Origin of the sequence: Neobacillus massiliamazoniensis (genome assembly GCF_001048695.1) — a bacterium.
In the GTDB taxonomy this organism is placed as follows: domain Bacteria; phylum Bacillota; class Bacilli; order Bacillales; family Cytobacillaceae; genus Neobacillus; species Neobacillus massiliamazoniensis.
The window spans coordinates 583,962-603,990 of sequence record NZ_CVRB01000004.1; the positions used below are offsets into that span (position 1 = coordinate 583,962).

A 20,029-nucleotide genomic window follows, 5' to 3' on the forward strand; every position below is an offset into this window, starting at 1 on the left:
ATTTATTACATTAAATATAAAACATATAAGCGTCTGCTTCTCCGTCTTCACTATGACTTGCTAAATCTTCAAGAGTGGTATTATCCAAAACCTCTTTAATGGCATCGCGAATTCGAATCCATAGCTCCCTTTTAGCAGGCTCTTCATCTTCAATTCCTTCCACAGGAGTAATTGGCCCCTCGAGGACACGAATCACATCTCCTGCTGTAATTTTTGATGGAACGTCAGATAAAATATAACCTCCATATGCTCCCCTAATACTTTTTACTAAGCCAGTATTTCTAAGCGGGGCAATTAATTGTTCAAGATAGTGCTCAGATAAATCGTTGGCCTGGGCAATTGTTTTTAAAGAAACCGGACCTTCCCCATGCTTTTTGGCCAATTCAATCATAATGGTAAGACCGTAACGTCCTTTCGTAGAAATCTTCATCTTGTATACTCCTCAATTTATTATTTAAATAATCATAACAAAATCCATACTAATTTGATAGGCATTAGATATTATATCACATTCGTCTTTTATATGCTTAGTGTGCCCGGAGCTGAACAATTCTCGAAGTCAAAATATATACTTTTGTTTCTAATATAAAACATGTTATCGTAAAGATAATGATGATTTATTGGAGAGATGAATGATGCAGCAAAAGCCTCTAGCCTTTCGAATGCGTCCTAGAACAATCGAAGAGGTTGTCGGTCAGCAGCATCTTGTTGCTGACGGTAAAATAATTGCCAGAATGGTAAAAGCAAAGCAGTTAACTTCCATGATTTTATATGGTCCGCCCGGTATCGGCAAAACTTCGATTGCCAGTGCGATTGCCGGAAGTACAAAATACGCTTTCCGTACTCTCAATGCGGTAACAAACAATAAAAAAGATATGGAAATAGTCGCTGCAGAAGCAAAAATGTCCGGCAAAGTGATTCTCCTCTTGGATGAAGTCCATCGTTTGGATAAAGGAAAACAAGATTTCCTGCTGCCCTATTTAGAAAACGGGATGATTACTTTAATCGGTGCCACAACGAGTAACCCTTATCATGCCATTAATCCTGCAATCCGTAGTCGCTGCCAAATTTTTGAGCTTAAGCCGTTAACACCAGAAGAAGTGAAGCTGGCCTTAACAAGAGCGTTAGCGGAAAAAGAGCGAGGGTTTGGCGAGCTTAGAATAGAGATTGCCGAGGAAGCACTTATGCATTTTGCCTACGCTTCGAACGGAGATGTACGCAGCTCCCTTAATGCCCTTGAATTAGCTGTTTTGTCATCAGACAAGGAAGAGGAAGGAATCATCCATATTGATTTGCAAACAGCCGAAGAATGCTTGCAAAAGAAAAGTTTGATTGCAGATAAGGATGGCGATGAACATTATGATGTTCTTTCCGCTTTTCAAAAATCAATTCGTGGCAGTGACGTCAACGCCGCTCTCCATTACCTTGGAAGATTAATTGAAGCGGGTGACCTTCCAAGTATCAGCAGGAGATTAATTGTAATCGCCTACGAGGATGTTGGTCTTGCTAATCCTCAAGCAGGAGCGCGGACTTTGGCAGCCATTGAAACAGCCGAACGAATCGGTTTTCCTGAAGCAAGGATTCCACTTGCAAATGCTGTAATTGAATTATGTTTATCGCCAAAATCCAATTCCGCAGTCTTGGCAATTGAAGCAGCCCTTGCTGATATCCAAAAAGGAATCGTCGGCGAAGTACCAGACCATCTTCGTGATGCCCATTATAAAGGAGCAAAAGAGCTGGGAAGGGGAATCGGCTACTTGTACCCGCATAATTATGAAACAGGCTGGGTTCCGCAGCAGTACCTGCCAAACCGGTTAAAAGACAAACAATACTATCAGCCAAAAAGGACCGGAAAATTCGAACAAGCCCTTGCTAGTGTATATGAAAATCTTAATCGAAAAAAATAACCTCCGGAAAGTCCGAAGGTTATTTTTTTCGCTATTTTCTGTTCCATAAGAGTAAGTTTCGGAAGCGATACTTCGCACGCCGAAAAACGTGAGTTTTTCGTCGGAGGCGCCATCCGCTCGAGGTCACAAGCCGATAGACGGGCGCCTTTCGCATTTCTTATTAAGCAGCAACGTCCCTTTTCTTAAAGATAGTAAAAGCTAGGGCCTGGAAAATCAAGAAATAAATGATAATCATCACAACAGAAAACGTCATCGTCATTCCTTCAACGGTTGGTGTTCCATCATAATAATTCATTAAATTCGTATTCGCAAACAAAATATATTTAGCCCAATCAAATTTCATGGCAACTAAGTTCGTTAGTGTTGAACCTGTAAATAATAAAAATATCGATAACCCGATGGCTAAAGAACTGTTCCGGAAAACAGAGGAGATCATAAATGCCATAGTCGCAAGCATGAACATATCAATGGAGTTTAAGCCATAATAAATTATTAAATGAACCATCATATTTTGCTCGGTAATATGACCATTATAATAATTTAAATAATTTGCAGCTTTTTCTGGCATACCAAAGAGGATCGCACCAAGCGCAGTTGAATAAACAAAAAGGATGGCCATCATCAAGAAAGCAAATAAGATTACCGTTAAATATTTAGAAGCTAATATTTTGCTGCGATTAATCGGTCGAATTAGTAAAAGCTTGATCGTCCCCCAGTTAAACTCACTAGCGACGATTCCTGCCGATATGATAATCGTAAATAAGCCTGCTAGCGAAATGAGCCCTGAAACTTCTTTCACAAAATTCCAAACATTATACCCAGACTCAGGCTGAATATGGTGGTTTAACCGATACTCATTGATTGCTATTTCCTTTTTAAAACTCTGTTTCACCATTTTGTTGGGGGCTGCATCATATTGCTTTTTCAATGCAGCATTTTCTTCTTTTAAGTTTTGCTCCCATTTTGGATCGACTTTAGCATCCAGCCCTCTCTGTTCGTACTTAGTAAACGCACCGGCAATGGAAGTAATCACGATTAGAATCGCAATCATAACGTATGTTCCAGGTCGTTTAAAAATTTTCATCAGTTCATTTTGGATTAGTTTAAACACGGCCTAATGTCTCCTTTGCTGAAGTGACTTCGAGGAAGCGATCTTCAAGTGTTTTCGCTTGTTCCTTTATTCCAAATACTTGAATTTCAGCTTCGACAAATAATTTTACTAATACCGGGATTTCTTCTTTCGATACTCCTAAGGATATCCCATTACTAGAACGTGTCACATGGAGATCAGGGAAATTTAACTGGATGATGGAAAGGGCTCTTTCACTAGGAACAACCTCAAATTCGTATGTACCCTCACTTCCATGAACAAATTCTTGAACTAACTGAACATCAATCAACTTACCATTTTGAATAATCCCAATCCGGTCACACATCATTTCCATTTCCGAAAGCAAATGGCTTGATACAATGACGGCCATATTTTTTTTCCGAGCAAGTAGGCGTAAATAATCACGGATTTCCCTTATCCCTGCAGGGTCCAGGCCATTTGTTGGTTCATCTAAAATTAAGACCTCAGGATCGTGTAAAAGACATTGTGCCAGTCCTAACCTTTGTCTCATTCCTAGAGAATATGTTTTAACCTTGTCATGAATACGGTCAGTTAACCCAACCAATTTAACCGTTTCATCAATTTTTTCTTTCGTAATACCCTTTGACATTCTTGCATAATGTATTAGGTTTTGATAGCCGCTTAAAAATTTATACATTTCTGGATTTTCAACAATAGCACCAATATGACTTACAGCATCCTCAAAGTGATTTTTTATACTAGAGCCTTTAATCAGGATGTCACCTGATGTCATTCCCATCAAACCGACAATCATCCTTATCGTGGTCGTTTTTCCAGCCCCATTCGGTCCTAAAAAGCCAAATACCTCGCCTTTATTTACTTGAAAACTGATATTATCGATAATCGTTCTTCCTTTAATTACTTTGGTGACATTTTTCAATTCAACAACTGTTTCCAAATTCTCTCTCCTCTCTTAATCCCCTATTCATTTTAACGGATTGTAGGGAAATTTTCTTCATTTTTAGGAAATTCTTCAAAATGATTATATCGATTTTGAAGGATGCTTCTAAAAGGCTGTAGATGGAAATATTTCTAGGTCTTCAGACTGATATAAGTAGGAAAGACATGGTTAATTGTTCGATTCGCGGATAGAAACTTGTGATTCGCTGATAGACATAATATCTCCCACAAAAAAGGAGGCATTATCATAAAAAAAACCCTAAACTTAAGAAAGTTTAGAGCTCTTTGATGTATTTTCATCCGAAACTCGGTGAATTTTAATATCTTTTAGTAATTCTCTTACCACATAACTGGCCATGATTAAGCCACAGACAGACGGGACAAAAGCATTGGATGAAGGTGGCATTTTTGCCTTGCGAATGGCCGCTTGCTCGTTCCCGACTTCCTTACGAACATCCTCGCGAATAACAATCGGGCTCTCATCAGAAAAAACAACTGGAATGCCTTTTTGAATGCCTTCCTTCCTTAATTTCGTCCTGATAACCTTGGCAATTGGATCTGTATGGGTTTTAGAAATATCGACAATTTTGAAGCGGGTTGGGTCGAGTTTATTAGCTGCTCCCATGCTCGAGATCATCGGAATATTTCTTTTTAAACATTCTTTCATTAAGTGAATTTTATAAACAATAGTATCAGATGCGTCCACAACAAAGTCTAGACCATAGCTGAAGAACTCTTCGAACGTTTCGTCTGTATAAAACATTTTTAAAGCAATGACTTCACAATCAGGATTGATATCCTTAATCCGTTCTTTCATTACATCAGCTTTAGGCTGGCCAACTGTAGATAAAAGAGCAATAAGCTGACGATTCACATTGGTAATATCGACATCGTCCTTATCCACCAAGACAATTCGGCCTACTCCAGAGCGGGCCAGAGCCTCAGCAGCAAAAGATCCAACACCACCGATTCCTAGAACAGCAACGGTGCTGTTTTTCATCAGTTCGAGGCCTTCTTTCCCAATGGCCAGCTCATTACGAGAAAATTGATGCAGCATTTATGTTCACTCCATTATTTAATATCGTTACTTATCTTTTTCCCGATTTAATATATACCATACCCAGCCTTAAAAGCAACTATTTCTATAGGAATTGTGTAAAAGGAAATAAAAATAGATACCAATGAGAGTTCTTAATCGTATTAAAAAAACTTCTGCGAATGGCAGAAGTTGATGGCTATGAAAGAGAAAAGAGTCCCAATGATGCCGTCGCTTATGATCCCTTGTTTTGATCCCGCACTCAGCAGGGGGGTGTCCTGTTTCTGATTTTGTAAGTCCCCTTTCCCGTAATGGTTGAGGCATTTACGCAACTAGAAAACTCCAGACTCCCGAAGAAATAATGTTCGGTCAAAACTTCAGGTAGTGCAACGTACATTTCAGGACTCTTCTTTACTTGTTATTATGATAGCATAAAATGGAGTTTCTATTCAAGATACCGAGAGATTGTATTACTCATTTTTGTTAACATTTAATGACAAATGCAGCTCATCTAACTGGTCTTCTGTAACATCACTAGGTGCGTTTGTTAACAGACAGCTCGCGCTTGCTGTCTTTGGAAACGCAATAGTATCCCTTAAATTTGAACTTCCAGCGAGCAGCATAACTAAACGATCAAGCCCTAGAGCAATACCTCCGTGAGGCGGTGTTCCGTACTCAAATGCATTTAATAAGAAACCAAACTGAGCTTTTGCTTCTTCAGGTGTAAAACCAAGTACTTTAAACATTTTCTCTTGGATTTGACGTTCAAAAATTCTGAGAGAACCTCCGCCAAGCTCATATCCGTTTAAGACAATGTCATATGCCTGTGCCCGTACCTTTGATGGGTCCGTATCTAAGAAATCAAGATCTTCCCTAAATGGCATGGTAAAAGGATGATGAGCAGCATAGTAGCGGCCTTCCTCTTCATCGTATTCTAATAGCGGCCAATCGGTTACCCAGAGAAAATTGAACTTGCTTTGGTCGATTATATTTAATTCTTTCCCGAGCTTAAGTCGTAAAGCACCGAGTGCATCAGCAACAACAGACTTCTTATCGGCGACAAATAAAAGCAGGTCCCCTTCTGTAGCATCAAGAGTTGCCTTGATTGCTGCAGTATCATCATCAGAGAAGAATTTTGCAATTGGACCTTTTAATCCGTCAGTCTCCACCTTCACCCAAGCAAGACCTTTTGCACCATAGCGGCCAACAAATTCTGTTAAAGCATCGATATCTTTACGTGAATATTTTTCAGCAGCACCTTTTACGTTAATGGCTTTTACTTGGCCACCATTAGCAACTGCTGCAGCAAATACTTTAAACCCTGAATCCTTCACAATTTCGGATAAATCAACCAGTTCCATCTCAAAACGGGTGTCTGGCTTATCAGAACCATAACGGCTCATGGCATCATCATATGTCATCCGCGGGAATGGCAATGCAACATCTATTCCCTTTACGTTTTTCATAAGACTGGACATCATTTTTTCTAATAAGCTCATGATGTCCTCTTGGCTCAAAAAGCTTGTTTCAATATCAACCTGTGTAAACTCCGGCTGGCGGTCCGCCCTTAGATCCTCATCACGGAAGCAGCGAGCAATTTGATAATAACGTTCAATGCCGCCGACCATTAATAGCTGTTTAAATAGCTGTGGAGATTGGGGCAGTGCATAAAACTCGCCAGGATGCACACGGCTTGGAACAAGATAATCCCGCGCTCCCTCTGGTGTGCTTTTTGTCAAAATCGGTGTTTCAATATCGAGAAATCCTTCGCTATCGAGAAAATCCCTAATTTGCTTCGTCACTTGATGGCGCATTTTTAACGTCTCAAAAATAACTGGGCGGCGGAAGTCTAAATAACGGTATTTTAACCGTATGTCTTCTGATGCATCCGTATTATCTGAGATGATAAAAGGAGGGGTTTTTGCCTCATTAATGATCGTCACATTTTCAGCAGAAATCTCAATTTTTCCTGTTTTTAAGTTCTCATTTACCGTTCCAGGCTCACGTTTAACAACTGTCCCAACGATATCCAATACATATTCGTTACGAATTTTTTCAGCTGTTTCAAGTGCTTCTTTGGAAACATCCGGATTAAAAACAACTTGAACGATTCCTGTGCGATCGCGCAGGTCAATAAAGATTAACCCACCCAGATCCCGTCTTTTCTGAACCCATCCCTTAAGAGTTATCTTTTCCCCAACTGAAGCTTCTGGAACTTCTCCGCAAAAATACGATCTGCCAAACATATAGATCCCCCTTTATAATTTCAATCCCTGAAAATATTGAACAAAGGAACCAAGCTCAACTTCAACTTGTTCACCAGTGGACATATTTTTCACATTGATTTTATTGTTTTTTAGCTCTTCTTTACCAAGTACAGCCACATACCTTGCTTTAAGGCGGTCGGCTGCTTTAAATTGCGCCTTAATTTTCCGATCTAAGTAATCTCTTTCAGCTGAAAAACCGGCCATTCGCAGATTCTGTAATAAGCCGACTGTATAATCCTTTGCTTCTTCGCCAAGATATGCAAGGTAACAATCGATTCCTTCCTTAAGATCCAGTTGAATAGATTCTGCATCAAGTGCTGCAAGTAAACGCTCAATGCTTAAGGCAAAGCCGATTCCCGGCGTATCCGGGCCACCAATATCTTCAGCGAGCCCATTATAGCGTCCTCCGCCGCACAACGTAGTAATCGCCCCAAATCCTTCAGCATTACTCATAATTTCAAAGGCCGTATGATTATAATAATCTAAACCACGAACAAGATTCGGATCGACCTCAAATGAGATATTTAATTGTGTTAAGTACTGCTGTAATTTTTCAAAATAGGCTTTTGATTCATCATTCAAATAATCGATAATCGATGGTGCTGACTTCATTAGCTCATGGTCATGGTCTTGCTTACAATCGAGAATTCGTAATGGGTTTTTTTCAAGACGGTTTTGGCAATCCCTGCAAAACTCGCCAATCCGTGGTTGAAAGTGGTTGATAAGGGCCTCACGATGGGCGTTTCGGCTCGCTTTATCTCCTAGACTATTTACCACCAGCTTAAGCTTTTTTAAGCCCAATTCTTTGTAGAGATTCATTGCCAGTGAAATCACTTCAGCGTCAATAGCAGGGTCATTACTTCCCAATGCTTCAGCCCCGAACTGAACAAATTGGCGGAATCGGCCTGCCTGCGGGCGTTCATATCGAAACATTGGGCCCAAATAATAGAGCTTTACTGGCTGATTAGGATAACCAAACATTTTCTTTTCCACAAAGGACCTCACTACTGGAGCTGTTCCTTCTGGTCTAAGGGTGATGCTTCGACCGCCTCGATCTTCAAAGGTGTACATTTCTTTTTGGACGATATCTGTTGTATCGCCCACACCTCTTATAAAGAGATCGGTATGTTCAAAAATGGGAGTGCGCAATTCATGATATTGATATTTCTCGCAGAGCTCTCTTGCTTTTCTTTCAATAAGATGCCATTTTTCTACCTCTCCGGGCAAAATATCTTGTGTCCCCCTGGGAATATTAATAGACATGGTAGAAAACCTCCTAACCCTTTTTTACTAGGAATTTTTTAAAAAAAAATAAAAAAACTCCCGTCCCTTGTAACAATACAAGGGACGAGAGTTTGTAGTTTCCCGCGGTGCCACCCTAGTTGAAATGCAAAAAATCATATGCATTTCCTCTTTGACAGTTAACGCCTGCATACGTTCTCCTCCTACTAAGACGATGCCTTTTCAGAGAGAAGCCTACGGAGTGTTCTTTCATTAAGATTCATGTAGAAATGCTTTCAGCCGGGGGCATTTCCTCTCTTTTCACGAAGGTCCTTAATTACTATGCTCCATCATTGGTTGTTTTTGAATATATCAGTTTATTTATATAATAATACGGAGCATCTAATCTAATGTCAAGAGTGTTCTATGATCTTTCCATGTGCTTTTTTAACTTTTTGACATCCCTCATTGTTAGACCAAACTCAGATGCAAGTTCTATAGATGTCGCATGCTGCTCCATTTGAATAAAATCATGAAAATCTACACCAAAAAGCCGTCCATCCATTGACTGTATGTTCATACTTTTATCACTCGCCCGCATCTTTGATCACTCCTATGGTTTCTTTATCGCTTTTAGTATTTCCATCATTTCTAAAAAAATTTCATTTTCATATATAAAATTAGCCAAATCTAGCAATTAAGGAATGATTTTCATTGGTAATTACGTTAGAATAGTAGTAAAAGGAAATGCGGAGGATTACGGTTGCGATGTTCAAAAAAATGAGTCTACTTTTAATTTGCATCATCTTTATTTTCGGAACCTTCCTGCCCCAAAGTAAAGGAATGGCAACAAGCAGATCCATTACTATTTATGCTGACACGGTAAATATTCGTGAGGGCCCAAGCTTAAGCTACCCATTAGTTAAGCAAGCAAAAAAAGGGGAAAAGTATACGATTTTACAGGAAAAAGGCGATTGGACCCAAATTAAGGTGGCACTCGGACAAACAGGATGGGTTGCCAATTGGCTTGTGACAAAGGAAAGTTCACAAACATCTACATCAGGGAATGCAAATGCAACAGCCGTTGCAAATACGGATCAATTAAGGGTTCGATCTGGACCGGGGACAAGCTTTCGAATCATTGGAGTTTTAAATAAGGGACAAGCTGTTACCATTCTTGATCAAAATGAAAATTGGTATGAAATTAGCTTTTCAAATCAACGAGGATGGGTTAGTACTGATTATATCAATACCCAAACGGCTCCAAAGGAAACCCAAAATGGAAATAATGGGGTTGTAACGGTCACAGCCGATACTTTGAGTGTCCGCAAAAGTGCGGATTTGAACGCTGCTGTCATTGGAACAGTTGAAAAGGGGCAACAATTCACTGTTTTACAGGAAGAAAATAACTGGGTGAAAATTGAGTATAAGCCTGGAAGCTACGGATGGGCAGCAGGATGGTATATGGACCAAGCTGCCGCGAATCCCTCTCCGGAAAAAACAAACAATGAAAATACCGTAACGATTTTGCAGGATGGCTCAAACATTCGAAAATCTCCAAATGGCCAAGCAGATGTGATTAGCCATGCAAAAGAAGGCGATACCTTTGCTATCAGTAATATTGTAAATGACTGGTATGAAATCAAGTTATCAAACGGAGCAAAGGGTTACGTAGCAGGCTGGATTGTTTCCGTTAACGGCACTGCACCAAACATCGAGAAACAAGGTCCACAAAATTCCTTGAAAAATAAGACAATCGTCATTGACCCCGGTCATGGTGGAGTGGATAACGGGACTACGGGTTCTAGTGGAACACTGGAAAAAAACCTTACCATAAAAACGGCAAAGCTTTTGTATGATAAATTACGAGCTGCAGGGGCAAATGTTTATCTGACAAGAACAGACGATACATATATATCTTTGCCAGCACGTGTAAGTGTATCTCGCTCCTTACAGGCTGATGCCTTTGTAAGTTTGCATTATGATAGCAATACAGACCCAAATGTTCAGGGGTCGACAGGATATTATTATCATCCATCTCAAAAAAGTCTTGCTGAAACAGTTTATACATCCACTATTAACGAAACAGGTCTGAAAAATCGCGGCGTACGATTTGGTGATTTCCATGTAATTCGGGAAAATAGTCAAAAAGCGACTTTAATCGAGCTTGGTTATTTAAGCAACCCTAGTGAAGAAATGACGCTAAATTCAGGATCATTTCAAGAAAATGCTGCAACCGGTGTATTTAACGGCTTAGCAAGGTTTTTTAGTAGTAAATAAAAAAAGCGGAAGCACCTCGTCCAAGGCGCTTCCGTTTTTCTTATTGTCTAGCTTCAGCGCCTAGGGGCTCGGGGTCATAAGCCAATCCGTCCTGAAGGTTAAAGAGCAACCTTTACGCCGGCTCGTCTTATGCATGTCGCCCCTGACCAAGGCGCTTCCGCTTTTCTTATTGTCTAGCTTCAGCGCCTAGGGGCTCGGGGTCATAAGCCAATCCGTCCTGAAGGTTAAAAAACAACCTTCACGCCGGCTCGTCTTATGCCTGTCGCCCCTGACTAAGGCGCTTCCGCTTTTCTATTTACTTTCAAGGATGAATGTTACCGGACCATCATTAATCAAACTGACATCCATCATGGCACCGAACTGGCCGGTTTCGACGCGAATGCCTTTGTCGCGCAGGAAGCTGTTAAAAGCTTCATAAATAGTAGTAGCATAATCAGGTTTTGCTGCATCCATAAAATTCGGCCTTCTCCCTTTACGGCAATCCCCATATAATGTGAATTGTGAAACAGAAAGAATTTCGCCACCAACATCCATTAACGATAAATTCATTTTTTCATTTTCGTCCTCAAAAATACGAAGATTCGCGATTTTGTCTGCCAAAAAGGCGGCATCCTCTTCCGTATCGTTATGGGTGACACCAACAAGCAGGACAAGCCCTTTTGTTATTTGACCGGTAATTTCTCCTTCTACCGTTACACTGGCCTTCTTACTGCGCTGAACAACAACTCGCATACAAAACTCTCCTTAATTCATGATTCGGCGAACAGAATAAATATCCGGAATCTGTTTGATACGGTCGACTACTTTTTGCAGATGACTCACATTGTGAATTGCGATGGACATGATAATGGTCGCCATTTTATTACGGTCGGATTTTCCCGATACCGCTGATATATTCGTTTTTGTTTCATTAACAGCTTGGAGAACCTCATTAAGTAATCCTCGTCGGTCATATCCGCTAATTTCAATGTCAACATTATATTCCTTCCGGTCATTTAAGGAAGTATCCCATTCGACAGGAATTAATCTTGACTTTGCATCACCAGAATCAATATTCGTACAGTCCGAGCGATGAACAGATACACCCCGTCCCTTAGTAATAAAACCAACGATTTCATCACCTGGAATCGGATTACAGCACTTGGACAGGCGGATCAGTAAATTATCAATACCGGCGACGCGAACCCCAGATTCCCGCTTTTTCGTGGATGGGAATGTTTTTAAATCGGTAACAGCATTCGTTATATTGGCAGACTGCTCCTGATCTCTTTTTTTGCGCCATTTCTCCGTTAAGCGGTTTGCCACTTGTAGTGCCGTAATGCCATTGTAGCCTACAGAGGCAAACAATTCCTCTTCATTGGAAAAATTAAACTTTTCGGCAACCTTTTTCATATTATCCAAGGTCAAAATTTCTTTCGGTTCAAACTCCATATTGCGAATTTCTTTTTCAACAAGCTCTTTGCCTTTAATGATATTTTCATCACGGCGTTGCTTTTTAAAGAATGCACGTATTTTGTTTTTCGCCTGGGATGTTTGGGCAAGTTTCAGCCAATCCTGACTTGGGCCATAAGAATGTTTCGATGTTAAAATTTCGATAATATCCCCTGTCTTAAGCCTATAGTCAAGCGTGACCATCTTCCCGTTTACTTTAGCACCAATCGTCTTATTGCCAATTTCCGAGTGAATTCGATAAGCAAAATCAATCGGGACAGAACCGGACGGCAGTTCAATGACATCCCCTTTTGGTGTAAATATAAATACCATATCGGAGAATAGGTCAATCTTTAAAGATTCCATAAACTCCTCTGCATTTGCAGTATCATTTTGAAACTCAAGAATTTCCCTAAACCAAGTTAGTTTTTGTTCATAGGAAGTGCTGTCGCTTAGCAATTTCCCTTCTTTATAGGCCCAGTGGGCGGCAATCCCGAATTCGGCAATCTCGTGCATTTCAGAGGTTCTTATTTGGACCTCTAGTGGATCCCCTTTAGGGCCAATCACTGTTGTATGCAGAGATTGATACATATTGGGCTTTGGCATCGCGATATAATCTTTGAATCGTCCAGGCATTGGCTTCCAGCAAGTATGAATAATCCCTAAAACGGCGTAGCAATCTTTAATGCTGTTGACCACAATCCTTACTGCTAGCAGATCATATATTTCACTAAACTGTTTATTTTGCAGGGCCATTTTGCGATAGATGCTATAGATGTGCTTTGGACGGCCAGAGATCTCCGCTTTAATTGAAACATCGTTCAACCGATCTTTAACTTCATCGATGACATCGTCTAAATATTGCTCCCTCTCAGCACGCTTCTTTTTCATTAAGTTGACAATCCGGTAATATTGCTGCGGATTTAAATACCTTAATGCTGTATCTTCTAATTCCCACTTAATTTTGGAAATACCAAGACGATGAGCCAATGGAGCAAAAATTTCAAGGGTTTCATTTGAAATTCGACGTTGTTTTTCGAAAGGTAAATGTTTGAGCGTCCGCATATTATGAAGGCGGTCGGCGAGTTTAATCAAAATAACGCGAATATCCTGAGCCATAGCCACAAACATCTTGCGGTGATTTTCGGCCTGTTGTTCCTCGTGTGATTTATATTTAATTTTTCCTAATTTCGTTACACCATCGACAAGCATAGCCACTTCGGCATTGAAAGATACTTCAATATCCTTTAAGGATACTGAAGTATCTTCAACGACGTCGTGCAGAAAACCAGCGGCAACTGTTGCCGGATCCATTTCCAGGTCAGCCAGGATACCAGCTACCTGAATCGGATGAATGATATAAGGCTCGCCTGATTTTCTATATTGTTCACGATGAGCATGTTTAGCGAACTCGTAAGCCTTTTTAACCAGTTCAACATTTTCATCATTTAAATAAACTCTAGTCTTGTCGATGACTTGTTCGGCGGTTAGCACTTGATCGTTCGCCATAAAATCACCTTTAATCCCATATCTATTTTTTGTATAATTTAGGTAAATGTCATTCATTCAAAAAGTTACTAAATTAGAATGATTGTTACTATTATCGAAAAAAAAAGCCAAGATGTAAAGAGATTGAGAACCTTTTCATGAAAAAAATGTCGAGAAAAGGGAATTTTTTTTGAAAGCTTGTTAAACTTGCCTGTTGATTTGCGCTCTAGGCGCTTCGCTTTCCGCGGGCGTTCCGGGGAGCCTCCTCGGCGCTTAAGCGCCTGTGGGGTCTCCCCTGCCGCGTACTCCCGCAGGAGTCTCGCGCCTTCCGCTCCAATCAACAACGTTTCAAAAATCAACAATGACTTTTAACACAGCCTTTTTGAAAAGAGCTAGATAATCATTATAAGAAGAGAGCACTCAGCTCGAATGAGTGCTCTCTTTCATGATTAATAAGTCATTACTGTTAAGACATCATACCCGTCTAGTTTCTTACGCCCATCGAGGTAACTCAAGTCAATTAGAAAGGCAATTCCTGCTACGACACCGCCAAGCTGCTCCACTAATTGAATAGTTGCTTCAATCGTGCCGCCTGTAGCCAATAAATCGTCGGTAATCAATACACGTTGTCCTGGTTTAATAGCATCTTTATGAATAGTTAAAACATCTTTTCCGTATTCTAACCCATAGCTGACTTTAACGGTTTCACGTGGTAGCTTTCCTTCTTTACGGACTGGTGCAAATCCAACGCCAAGTGAATAGGCAACAGGACAACCAATAATAAAGCCACGTGCCTCAGGTCCCACTACTAAATCAATTTGTTTATCCTTAGCATATGCAACAATCTGATCTGTGGCATACTTATATGCTTCACCATTATTCATTAATGGGGTAATGTCTTTAAATTTTATCCCTGGTTTCGGATAATCTTCTACAATAGAAACAAATTTTTTTAAATCCATTCTGTTATTGCCTCCTCAATGTTAACCGACTCTTGAATCACTTGATCGAACCAGCTCTTTAATTCTTGATAGGAAGAAAACAATAAATCTCTTTCAAGATCGTATTGCTTCTGTTTTGCTTGGTACGTGCTTGAGTCAGTTAAATCACGCTTCTGAACTCCGGTTTTCAAAGTAATAAATCCATTGTTAATTGTAACAAATTCCAGCTCGGAAAACACCTTTGACATGAAGTTAAGTGTTTCTACTGTCCAGCCGCGGTGTTTGGCTATTTCTCCCCCGTATCTATTAAGGTCAATCGGTCCTTTTTTTAACAAGAAAGCGTAAAACCATTTAAAATGCTCTCTTGTTGGAACAGTACTAAAAAAATCACTCGATTCTTTATAAAAATAGGCATAAATCCTTGCTGGCACTTGCCCCTTTACTAACTGGACAAGTATTTCTTCAGACGGCGGAAGGTCAACCAAAACCAAATTAGTCTGTTCGCAATTGAACGCTTTCGCCTGTTCCATATCCTCTATAAGAATGGTCTCCTCATTAAGCTGAGGGTTTATTTTTTCAAAATGGTTTTTATTGAAGAATATCCATTTCCGGTTTTCCTCTGGCACCATGTCCTTCATTTTGCTATACTGCTTTACACCACGAAAATCAAATAATTGCCATGCCTCCACAGCAAGATCGTGAATAAAAATTTGGGGTTTACGTATATTGTTCCATTCATTAATGGATAATTCGCCGATTAAAGAAATTTTGGATGCTGGCGAAATATGATCACAAAGCGTGCCTAATCCAAAACCTACACCATCAAGATTCGCTCCATTTTCTTTGAGCAATACTTTTAAATGGTTTTGGTCGCTGCCGATCTTTTTCATATTCGCTATATCCACATTATTAATTAAAACCTTTGGCTTAGGGTTGTCCATCCCAAAGGGGGCAAGTAAATTCATTTCGTCCAAAGCAGTTAAATTGATATCTTCCAGACGGAATTCACCGTCAAGCATGGTAACAGGAATAAAATCCTCATCTGATATCTCCTCACCGGCTAAATCATTTAACCTCGTCCGAAGCTCTGAGACATCCTCTAGCTTTAATGTCATCCCGGCAGCCATTGGATGACCGCCAAAATGCGGCAAAATATCCCTACAAGTTGATAAGTTTTTAAAGAGGTCAAATCCGGCAATGCTTCGCGCCGAGCCCTTAGCTAATCCTTTAGCTTGATCAAAGCTTAATACAATTGTAGGGCGAAAATATTTTTCAACAAGTCTTGAAGCGACAATTCCAATAACGCCGGCATTCCAACCTTCCTTGCCGATGACGAGAACTTTATTCGTTTCAATGGGATAATTTGTTTCCACTTCCTCGATTGCTTCAGCAGTAATCGAGTTAACGATCGCTTGTCTTTCTTTATTTAAGGATTCCATTTCTTCTGCAAGAATCTGTGCTTCTTCATGGTCTTCCGTTAGAATGAGCTGCACGGCCAGGTCTGCGTCCTCTAAGCGACCAACAGCATTTATTCTTGGAGCAAGAGAAAAACCAATCGTCTCTTCACTAATGGACATAAGATCGACGTCTGCTAATTTAAAAATAGCACGGAGACCTTTATTAGTTGTGATTTTTAGTTTTTCAAGACCCTTTTTTACGATTAAGCGATTTTCGCCTTTTAACGACACCAAATCTGCAATCGTCCCAATCACAGCAATTTCAAATAAATGCTCTGGAAGCTCTCCATATAGGGCATGAGCCAATTTAAACGCCACGCCTACACCCGCAAGGTCACGAAACGGATACTTGCTCTCCGGGAGCTTAGGATGAATAATGGCCAGTGCCTCCGGTAACACAGGACCTGGTTCATGATGATCTGTAATGATTAAATCCATCCCCAGTTCCTTTGCAATGGCTGCCTCATGTAAGGCAGCAATGCCTGTGTCTACAGTAATAATTAATTTGATTCCATTTTCAGCTGCATGACGAAAGGCGTCCTCATTTGGTCCGTATCCTTCAGTAAATCGGTTAGGGATATAAAAGCCAACATTTGCTCCTAAATCACGAAGGGTAATCATTAACGTAGAGGTACTACTAACACCATCCGCATCATAATCCCCAAATATAAGAATAGGTTCATTTTTTTCAATGGCTTCACGTATTCGCTCTACTGCTACATCCATGCCATTAAGCAGGAATGGATCGTGAAATTGTTCCTTTCCAAATAAAAAATACCGTGCAGAATCAACGGTATTTAAGCCACGGTTGACGAGCAACGATGCAACGAGAGGAGTTATGTTCAATTCATTTACGAGAGTTTTAACGATTTCTTGATTGGATTCACGAACAATCCATCTTGTTTTCGACTTTAACATGCGTTCACCCCTCAGACTTTCTTATTATACAGGAGTGGCAGGCCTGTTTCAATTAGAAAAGCGGAAGCGCCTTGGTCAGGCCCGACAAGTATAAGACGCTCCCAAAAAGAAGGCGCTTTTTGCCTTCGTTTTGGGAGTGGCTTATGACCTCGAGGGGCTAGGCGCTCCGCCGAAAAATTTACGTTTTTCGGCGTGCGATGTATCGCTTCCGAAGCTTACTCTTATGGTGCTGGACATAGAAAAGCGGAAGCGCCCATTAATGGCACTTCCGCTTTTTTTATACTTGTGGTTGATCAGAATATTTTTTCTTTTCCTTAACGGTTTTAATGACACCTTTTTTCTTTAACTCTTTTGCTTTTAACACAACCCATATCGAAGAAGCGACAAAGATCGATGAATAAACACCGACAATCAGTCCAACTAGCAATGCGATGGAGAAGTTCCGAATCGCAGAACTTCCGAATATTAACAGGGCAACAACAGTAACTAATACCATTAAAACAGTGTTTAAAGAGCGTGTTAAAGTTTGGTGGATACTCGTATTTACAATATCTGCGATATCCTTAAATGTTTTAATCCGTTTTTTCTTCTGCATGTTTTCACGCATTCGGTCGAAGGTAACAATCGTATCATGGATTGAATAACCAACAATGGTTAACACAGCAGCAATAAAGTTTATATCTACTTCTAATCTTGTAATACTGAAAAACGCAATCATAAAGAATGCATCATGCAGCATGGAAGCAATTGCAGCAATTGCCATATGCATTTCAAAGCGGATTGATAAGTAAAGAATGATAAAAGCGGAAGCAATCAATAGCGAAATGACTGCATTTCTCGCCAGCTCTCTTCCGACCGTTGGAGAAACTGTACTTACGTTCGGTTCCGCTCCATATTCCTTCTTAAATTCTGTCTTTAAATGGGCAATTTCATCTTTCGATAAAACACCTTTCAAGCGTGCTGCACCTATATCGTTATTCTTTCCTTCAAGGGTAATATCATCTGTTTTCAGATGAAGCTTATCAAACGAATTCTGTAGCTGTGCTGTAGTAATCGGATTTTTAGACAAAACTTCAACCCGCGTACCGCTTGTAAAATCGATTGAAAGATTCAATCGGAAAACAAGTAAAACAACTAAACCAACTGCAAGTAAGACACCAGAAATAACAAAAAATTTATTTCTTAGCTTAACGAAATCAATTTTATCAAATTTTGTTGGCAAATCTAATGTATCGTAATTTTCTGAAAGATCTTTAATTTCGGACGATTTAACTCCAAACCAGCTTGCTTTTTTATTTAAGAAGCGACTGTGAACCCATAACCCGAGTAAAAACCTTGATCCATAAACAGCGGTTAAAAAGCTCATCACAACACTCAAAATAAGCATCGTTGCAAACCCTTTAACAGAGCTTGTCCCGAAATAGAATAAAACTCCAGCAGTTAAAATGGTATTTAAATTGGAGTCAAGAATAGCTGTAAACGCATGTTTTTCTCCAGCCTGGAATGCGGATTTAATGGACTTACCAACCTTAATCTCTTCTTTAATTCGTTCGTAAGTAATAATGTTCGCATCTACCGCCATACCGACCCCCAGTATCAATGCCGCAATTCCCGGCAGTGTCAGGACGCCATTCATCCAGTGGAAAATTAACAAAATTAAATAAATATAGATGCTTAATGAAACAACCGCAATAAATCCTGGGAAGCGGTAATAGACAAGCATGAACAGGTAAATAATGGCGATTCCAATGATCCCTGCCAAGATGGTTTCTTGTAATGCCTGCTGTCCAAATTTTGCACCAACAGAAGTAGAGTAGACTTCTTTAAGCTTAACCGGAAGCGACCCAGCATTTAAAAGAGATGCCAGTGATTGCGCTTCTTGTACAGTGAAATTTCCGACGATGGAAACTGTATTTTGGTTAAATACTTGTTTTACGGTAGGTGCCGATAAAAATGCCGGATTTGGTTTGCCAGCTTCACTTAAATAAGAGTCTTTTCCCTGTTGAAAATCAAGCCAGATAACAAGAACATTGCTTGGATATGGCATGCTAGAGATTTCTTTTGTTACATTGGCAAACTTACTGGCACTGTTCAATGTTAGAGTTACACTAGGCTTTCCATTCTCATCAAAGGTTTGCTTCGCTCCACCTTGTTTTAAATCCGTACCATCCATCATTAATTTGTCATTAACATCACGGAAGGAAAGATTTGCCTGTGTAGACAACATTTGGCGTGCTTTGTTTTGATCTGTAACTCCTGCAAGCTGTACGCGAATTCGGTTATTTCCTTCAATTTGGATGCTCGGTTCGCTTACGCCAAGAGCATTGACCCGTTTGTCAAGTGCTTTCGCAGTATCCGCCAATACATTCTTATCAATTTTCTGTCCTGGTTTCGCTGGTTGAACCTCGTAAAGAACCTCAAATCCACCTTGCAGATCCAAACCAAGCTTAATATGTTTTAAGATATTTTGGGTAGTAACTCCCATTGTACTTCCTAATAACAAAATAATTAAAAAGAAAGCAACAATTCTACTGCGCTTTACCATTATGTATTGATCCTCCTAGTCATAAGCCAAAGCACTTTTACGTACAAGCCTTATAAAAAAATAATAATAAAGTTCCTATAACCATTATGAAATAAGTTAGAAGTGCTGTCAATTTACTTAAAATAGGCCCCTGAAACCTTATTTTAAAAGCTCTTTCAGTTCATTTTCATCAGCAAATGAGAATTCAATTGTTTTATATGACTCAATCGTTGTGAAGCTCATAAAATCACTAGCCTTAACAGAAAGAATATCTTGAACGATTTCAAACAAGTTGACATCATCCTTCGCTTTTTTCCACTTTTTTTTCATTAGAAATTCCCAAAGACTATCTTCAGAAACGGAATGAAGCCCAAGCAAACGGAATTCTTCTAGTTTACTTTGTAATGCAGGTTGTACCTTTGTTCGAAAATTTGAGTAATCGTAGCCATCTTCCATCATGATTGCCTCCTTTAAGATATCCTATCCCCTAAATCGTTTAAATCCTACCTCTCTTTGTCATGCTTTGT

General features: G+C 39.9%; 15 protein-coding genes, 1 other RNA gene and 1 other annotated feature. Of the genes, 2 read left to right on the top strand and 14 right to left on the bottom strand.

Annotation, left to right across the window (positions count from 1 at the left end; all coding sequences use genetic code 11):
* Positions 1 to 10: 10 nt before the first annotated feature.
* On the bottom strand, positions 11 to 430 hold the full coding sequence (gene cymR / locus BN1082_RS20805) for a cysteine metabolism transcriptional regulator CymR (RefSeq protein WP_090637734.1): 420 nt from the start codon (positions 428 to 430) through the stop codon (positions 11 to 13).
* A 205-nt stretch (positions 431 to 635) separates the two neighbouring features.
* Here cymR and BN1082_RS20810 point away from each other — a divergent pair, with 205 nt between their 5' ends.
* Positions 636 to 1,907, top strand: a complete 1,272-nt coding sequence (locus tag BN1082_RS20810) for a replication-associated recombination protein A (RefSeq protein ID WP_090637736.1) — start codon at positions 636 to 638, stop codon at positions 1,905 to 1,907.
* 160 nt (positions 1,908 to 2,067) lie between these two features.
* Here BN1082_RS20810 and BN1082_RS20815 read toward each other — a convergent pair whose 3' ends face one another.
* The 7 genes from BN1082_RS20815 to BN1082_RS27770 form a co-directional block, all read right to left on the bottom strand.
* A complete protein-coding gene (locus BN1082_RS20815; protein ID WP_090637739.1) occupies positions 2,068 to 3,018 on the bottom strand; it encodes an ABC transporter permease in 951 nt (316 codons plus the stop codon).
* Positions 3,011 to 3,937, bottom strand: coding sequence for an ABC transporter ATP-binding protein (locus BN1082_RS20820; protein ID WP_090637741.1), 927 nt, complete (start codon positions 3,935 to 3,937; stop codon positions 3,011 to 3,013). The genes BN1082_RS20815 and BN1082_RS20820 overlap by 8 nt, the downstream gene beginning before the upstream one ends.
* A 267-nt stretch (positions 3,938 to 4,204) precedes the next feature.
* On the bottom strand, positions 4,205 to 4,996 hold the full coding sequence (locus tag BN1082_RS20825) for a tRNA threonylcarbamoyladenosine dehydratase (protein ID WP_090637743.1): 792 nt from the start codon (positions 4,994 to 4,996) through the stop codon (positions 4,205 to 4,207).
* 191 nt (positions 4,997 to 5,187) lie between these two features.
* A non-coding RNA gene (gene ssrS / locus BN1082_RS20830) (6S RNA) lies at positions 5,188 to 5,383 on the bottom strand.
* 62 nt (positions 5,384 to 5,445) lie between these two features.
* Positions 5,446 to 7,221 (bottom strand): aspartate--tRNA ligase, encoded by a 1,776-nt coding sequence (gene aspS, locus BN1082_RS20835; RefSeq protein ID WP_090637745.1) that lies wholly within the window; start codon positions 7,219 to 7,221, stop codon positions 5,446 to 5,448.
* 12 nt (positions 7,222 to 7,233) lie between these two features.
* Positions 7,234 to 8,505, bottom strand: a complete 1,272-nt coding sequence (hisS, locus tag BN1082_RS20840) for a histidine--tRNA ligase (protein ID WP_090637747.1) — start codon at positions 8,503 to 8,505, stop codon at positions 7,234 to 7,236.
* Between the two features lie 77 nt (positions 8,506 to 8,582).
* Positions 8,583 to 8,826 (bottom strand) — a binding site (T-box leader).
* Between the two features lie 61 nt (positions 8,827 to 8,887).
* Positions 8,888 to 9,064 carry a hypothetical protein gene (locus tag BN1082_RS27770; RefSeq protein ID WP_176699884.1) on the bottom strand — a complete coding sequence of 59 codons (177 nt, stop codon included), beginning with the start codon at positions 9,062 to 9,064 and terminating at the stop codon, positions 8,888 to 8,890.
* Positions 9,065 to 9,243: 179 nt separating this feature from the next.
* On the opposite strand from BN1082_RS27770, the gene BN1082_RS20845 reads away from it, so the two are divergent.
* Positions 9,244 to 10,743, top strand: coding sequence for an N-acetylmuramoyl-L-alanine amidase family protein (locus tag BN1082_RS20845; RefSeq protein WP_245640498.1), 1,500 nt, complete (start codon positions 9,244 to 9,246; stop codon positions 10,741 to 10,743).
* A gap of 291 nt (positions 10,744 to 11,034) precedes the next feature.
* Here BN1082_RS20845 and dtd read toward each other — a convergent pair whose 3' ends face one another.
* The 6 genes from dtd to BN1082_RS20875 all read right to left on the bottom strand — a co-directional run bounded on the left by dtd (position 11,035) and on the right by BN1082_RS20875 (position 19,961).
* Entirely contained in the window at positions 11,035 to 11,475 is a 441-nt protein-coding gene (dtd, locus tag BN1082_RS20850; protein WP_090637751.1) for a D-aminoacyl-tRNA deacylase, read from the bottom strand.
* A 12-nt stretch (positions 11,476 to 11,487) separates the two neighbouring features.
* Positions 11,488 to 13,683, bottom strand: a complete 2,196-nt coding sequence (locus BN1082_RS20855) for a RelA/SpoT family protein (RefSeq protein WP_090637753.1) — start codon at positions 13,681 to 13,683, stop codon at positions 11,488 to 11,490.
* Positions 13,684 to 14,111: 428 nt separating this feature from the next.
* Positions 14,112 to 14,624: an adenine phosphoribosyltransferase gene (locus BN1082_RS20860; protein WP_090637755.1), complete on the bottom strand. Its 513-nt coding sequence runs from the start codon at positions 14,622 to 14,624 to the stop codon at positions 14,112 to 14,114.
* Positions 14,615 to 16,978, bottom strand: coding sequence for a single-stranded-DNA-specific exonuclease RecJ (recJ, locus tag BN1082_RS20865; protein ID WP_090637758.1), 2,364 nt, complete (start codon positions 16,976 to 16,978; stop codon positions 14,615 to 14,617). Before recJ ends, BN1082_RS20860 begins: the two co-directional genes overlap by 10 nt.
* 277 nt (positions 16,979 to 17,255) lie before the next feature.
* Positions 17,256 to 19,523 carry a protein translocase subunit SecDF gene (secDF, locus tag BN1082_RS20870; protein WP_090637761.1) on the bottom strand — a complete coding sequence of 756 codons (2,268 nt, stop codon included), beginning with the start codon at positions 19,521 to 19,523 and terminating at the stop codon, positions 17,256 to 17,258.
* Between the two features lie 138 nt (positions 19,524 to 19,661).
* The gene (locus tag BN1082_RS20875) at positions 19,662 to 19,961 is read right to left on the bottom strand and encodes a post-transcriptional regulator (RefSeq protein WP_342666669.1); all 300 of its coding nucleotides are present in this window, start codon (positions 19,959 to 19,961) and stop codon (positions 19,662 to 19,664) included.
* Between the last annotated feature and the right edge of the window lie 68 nt (positions 19,962 to 20,029).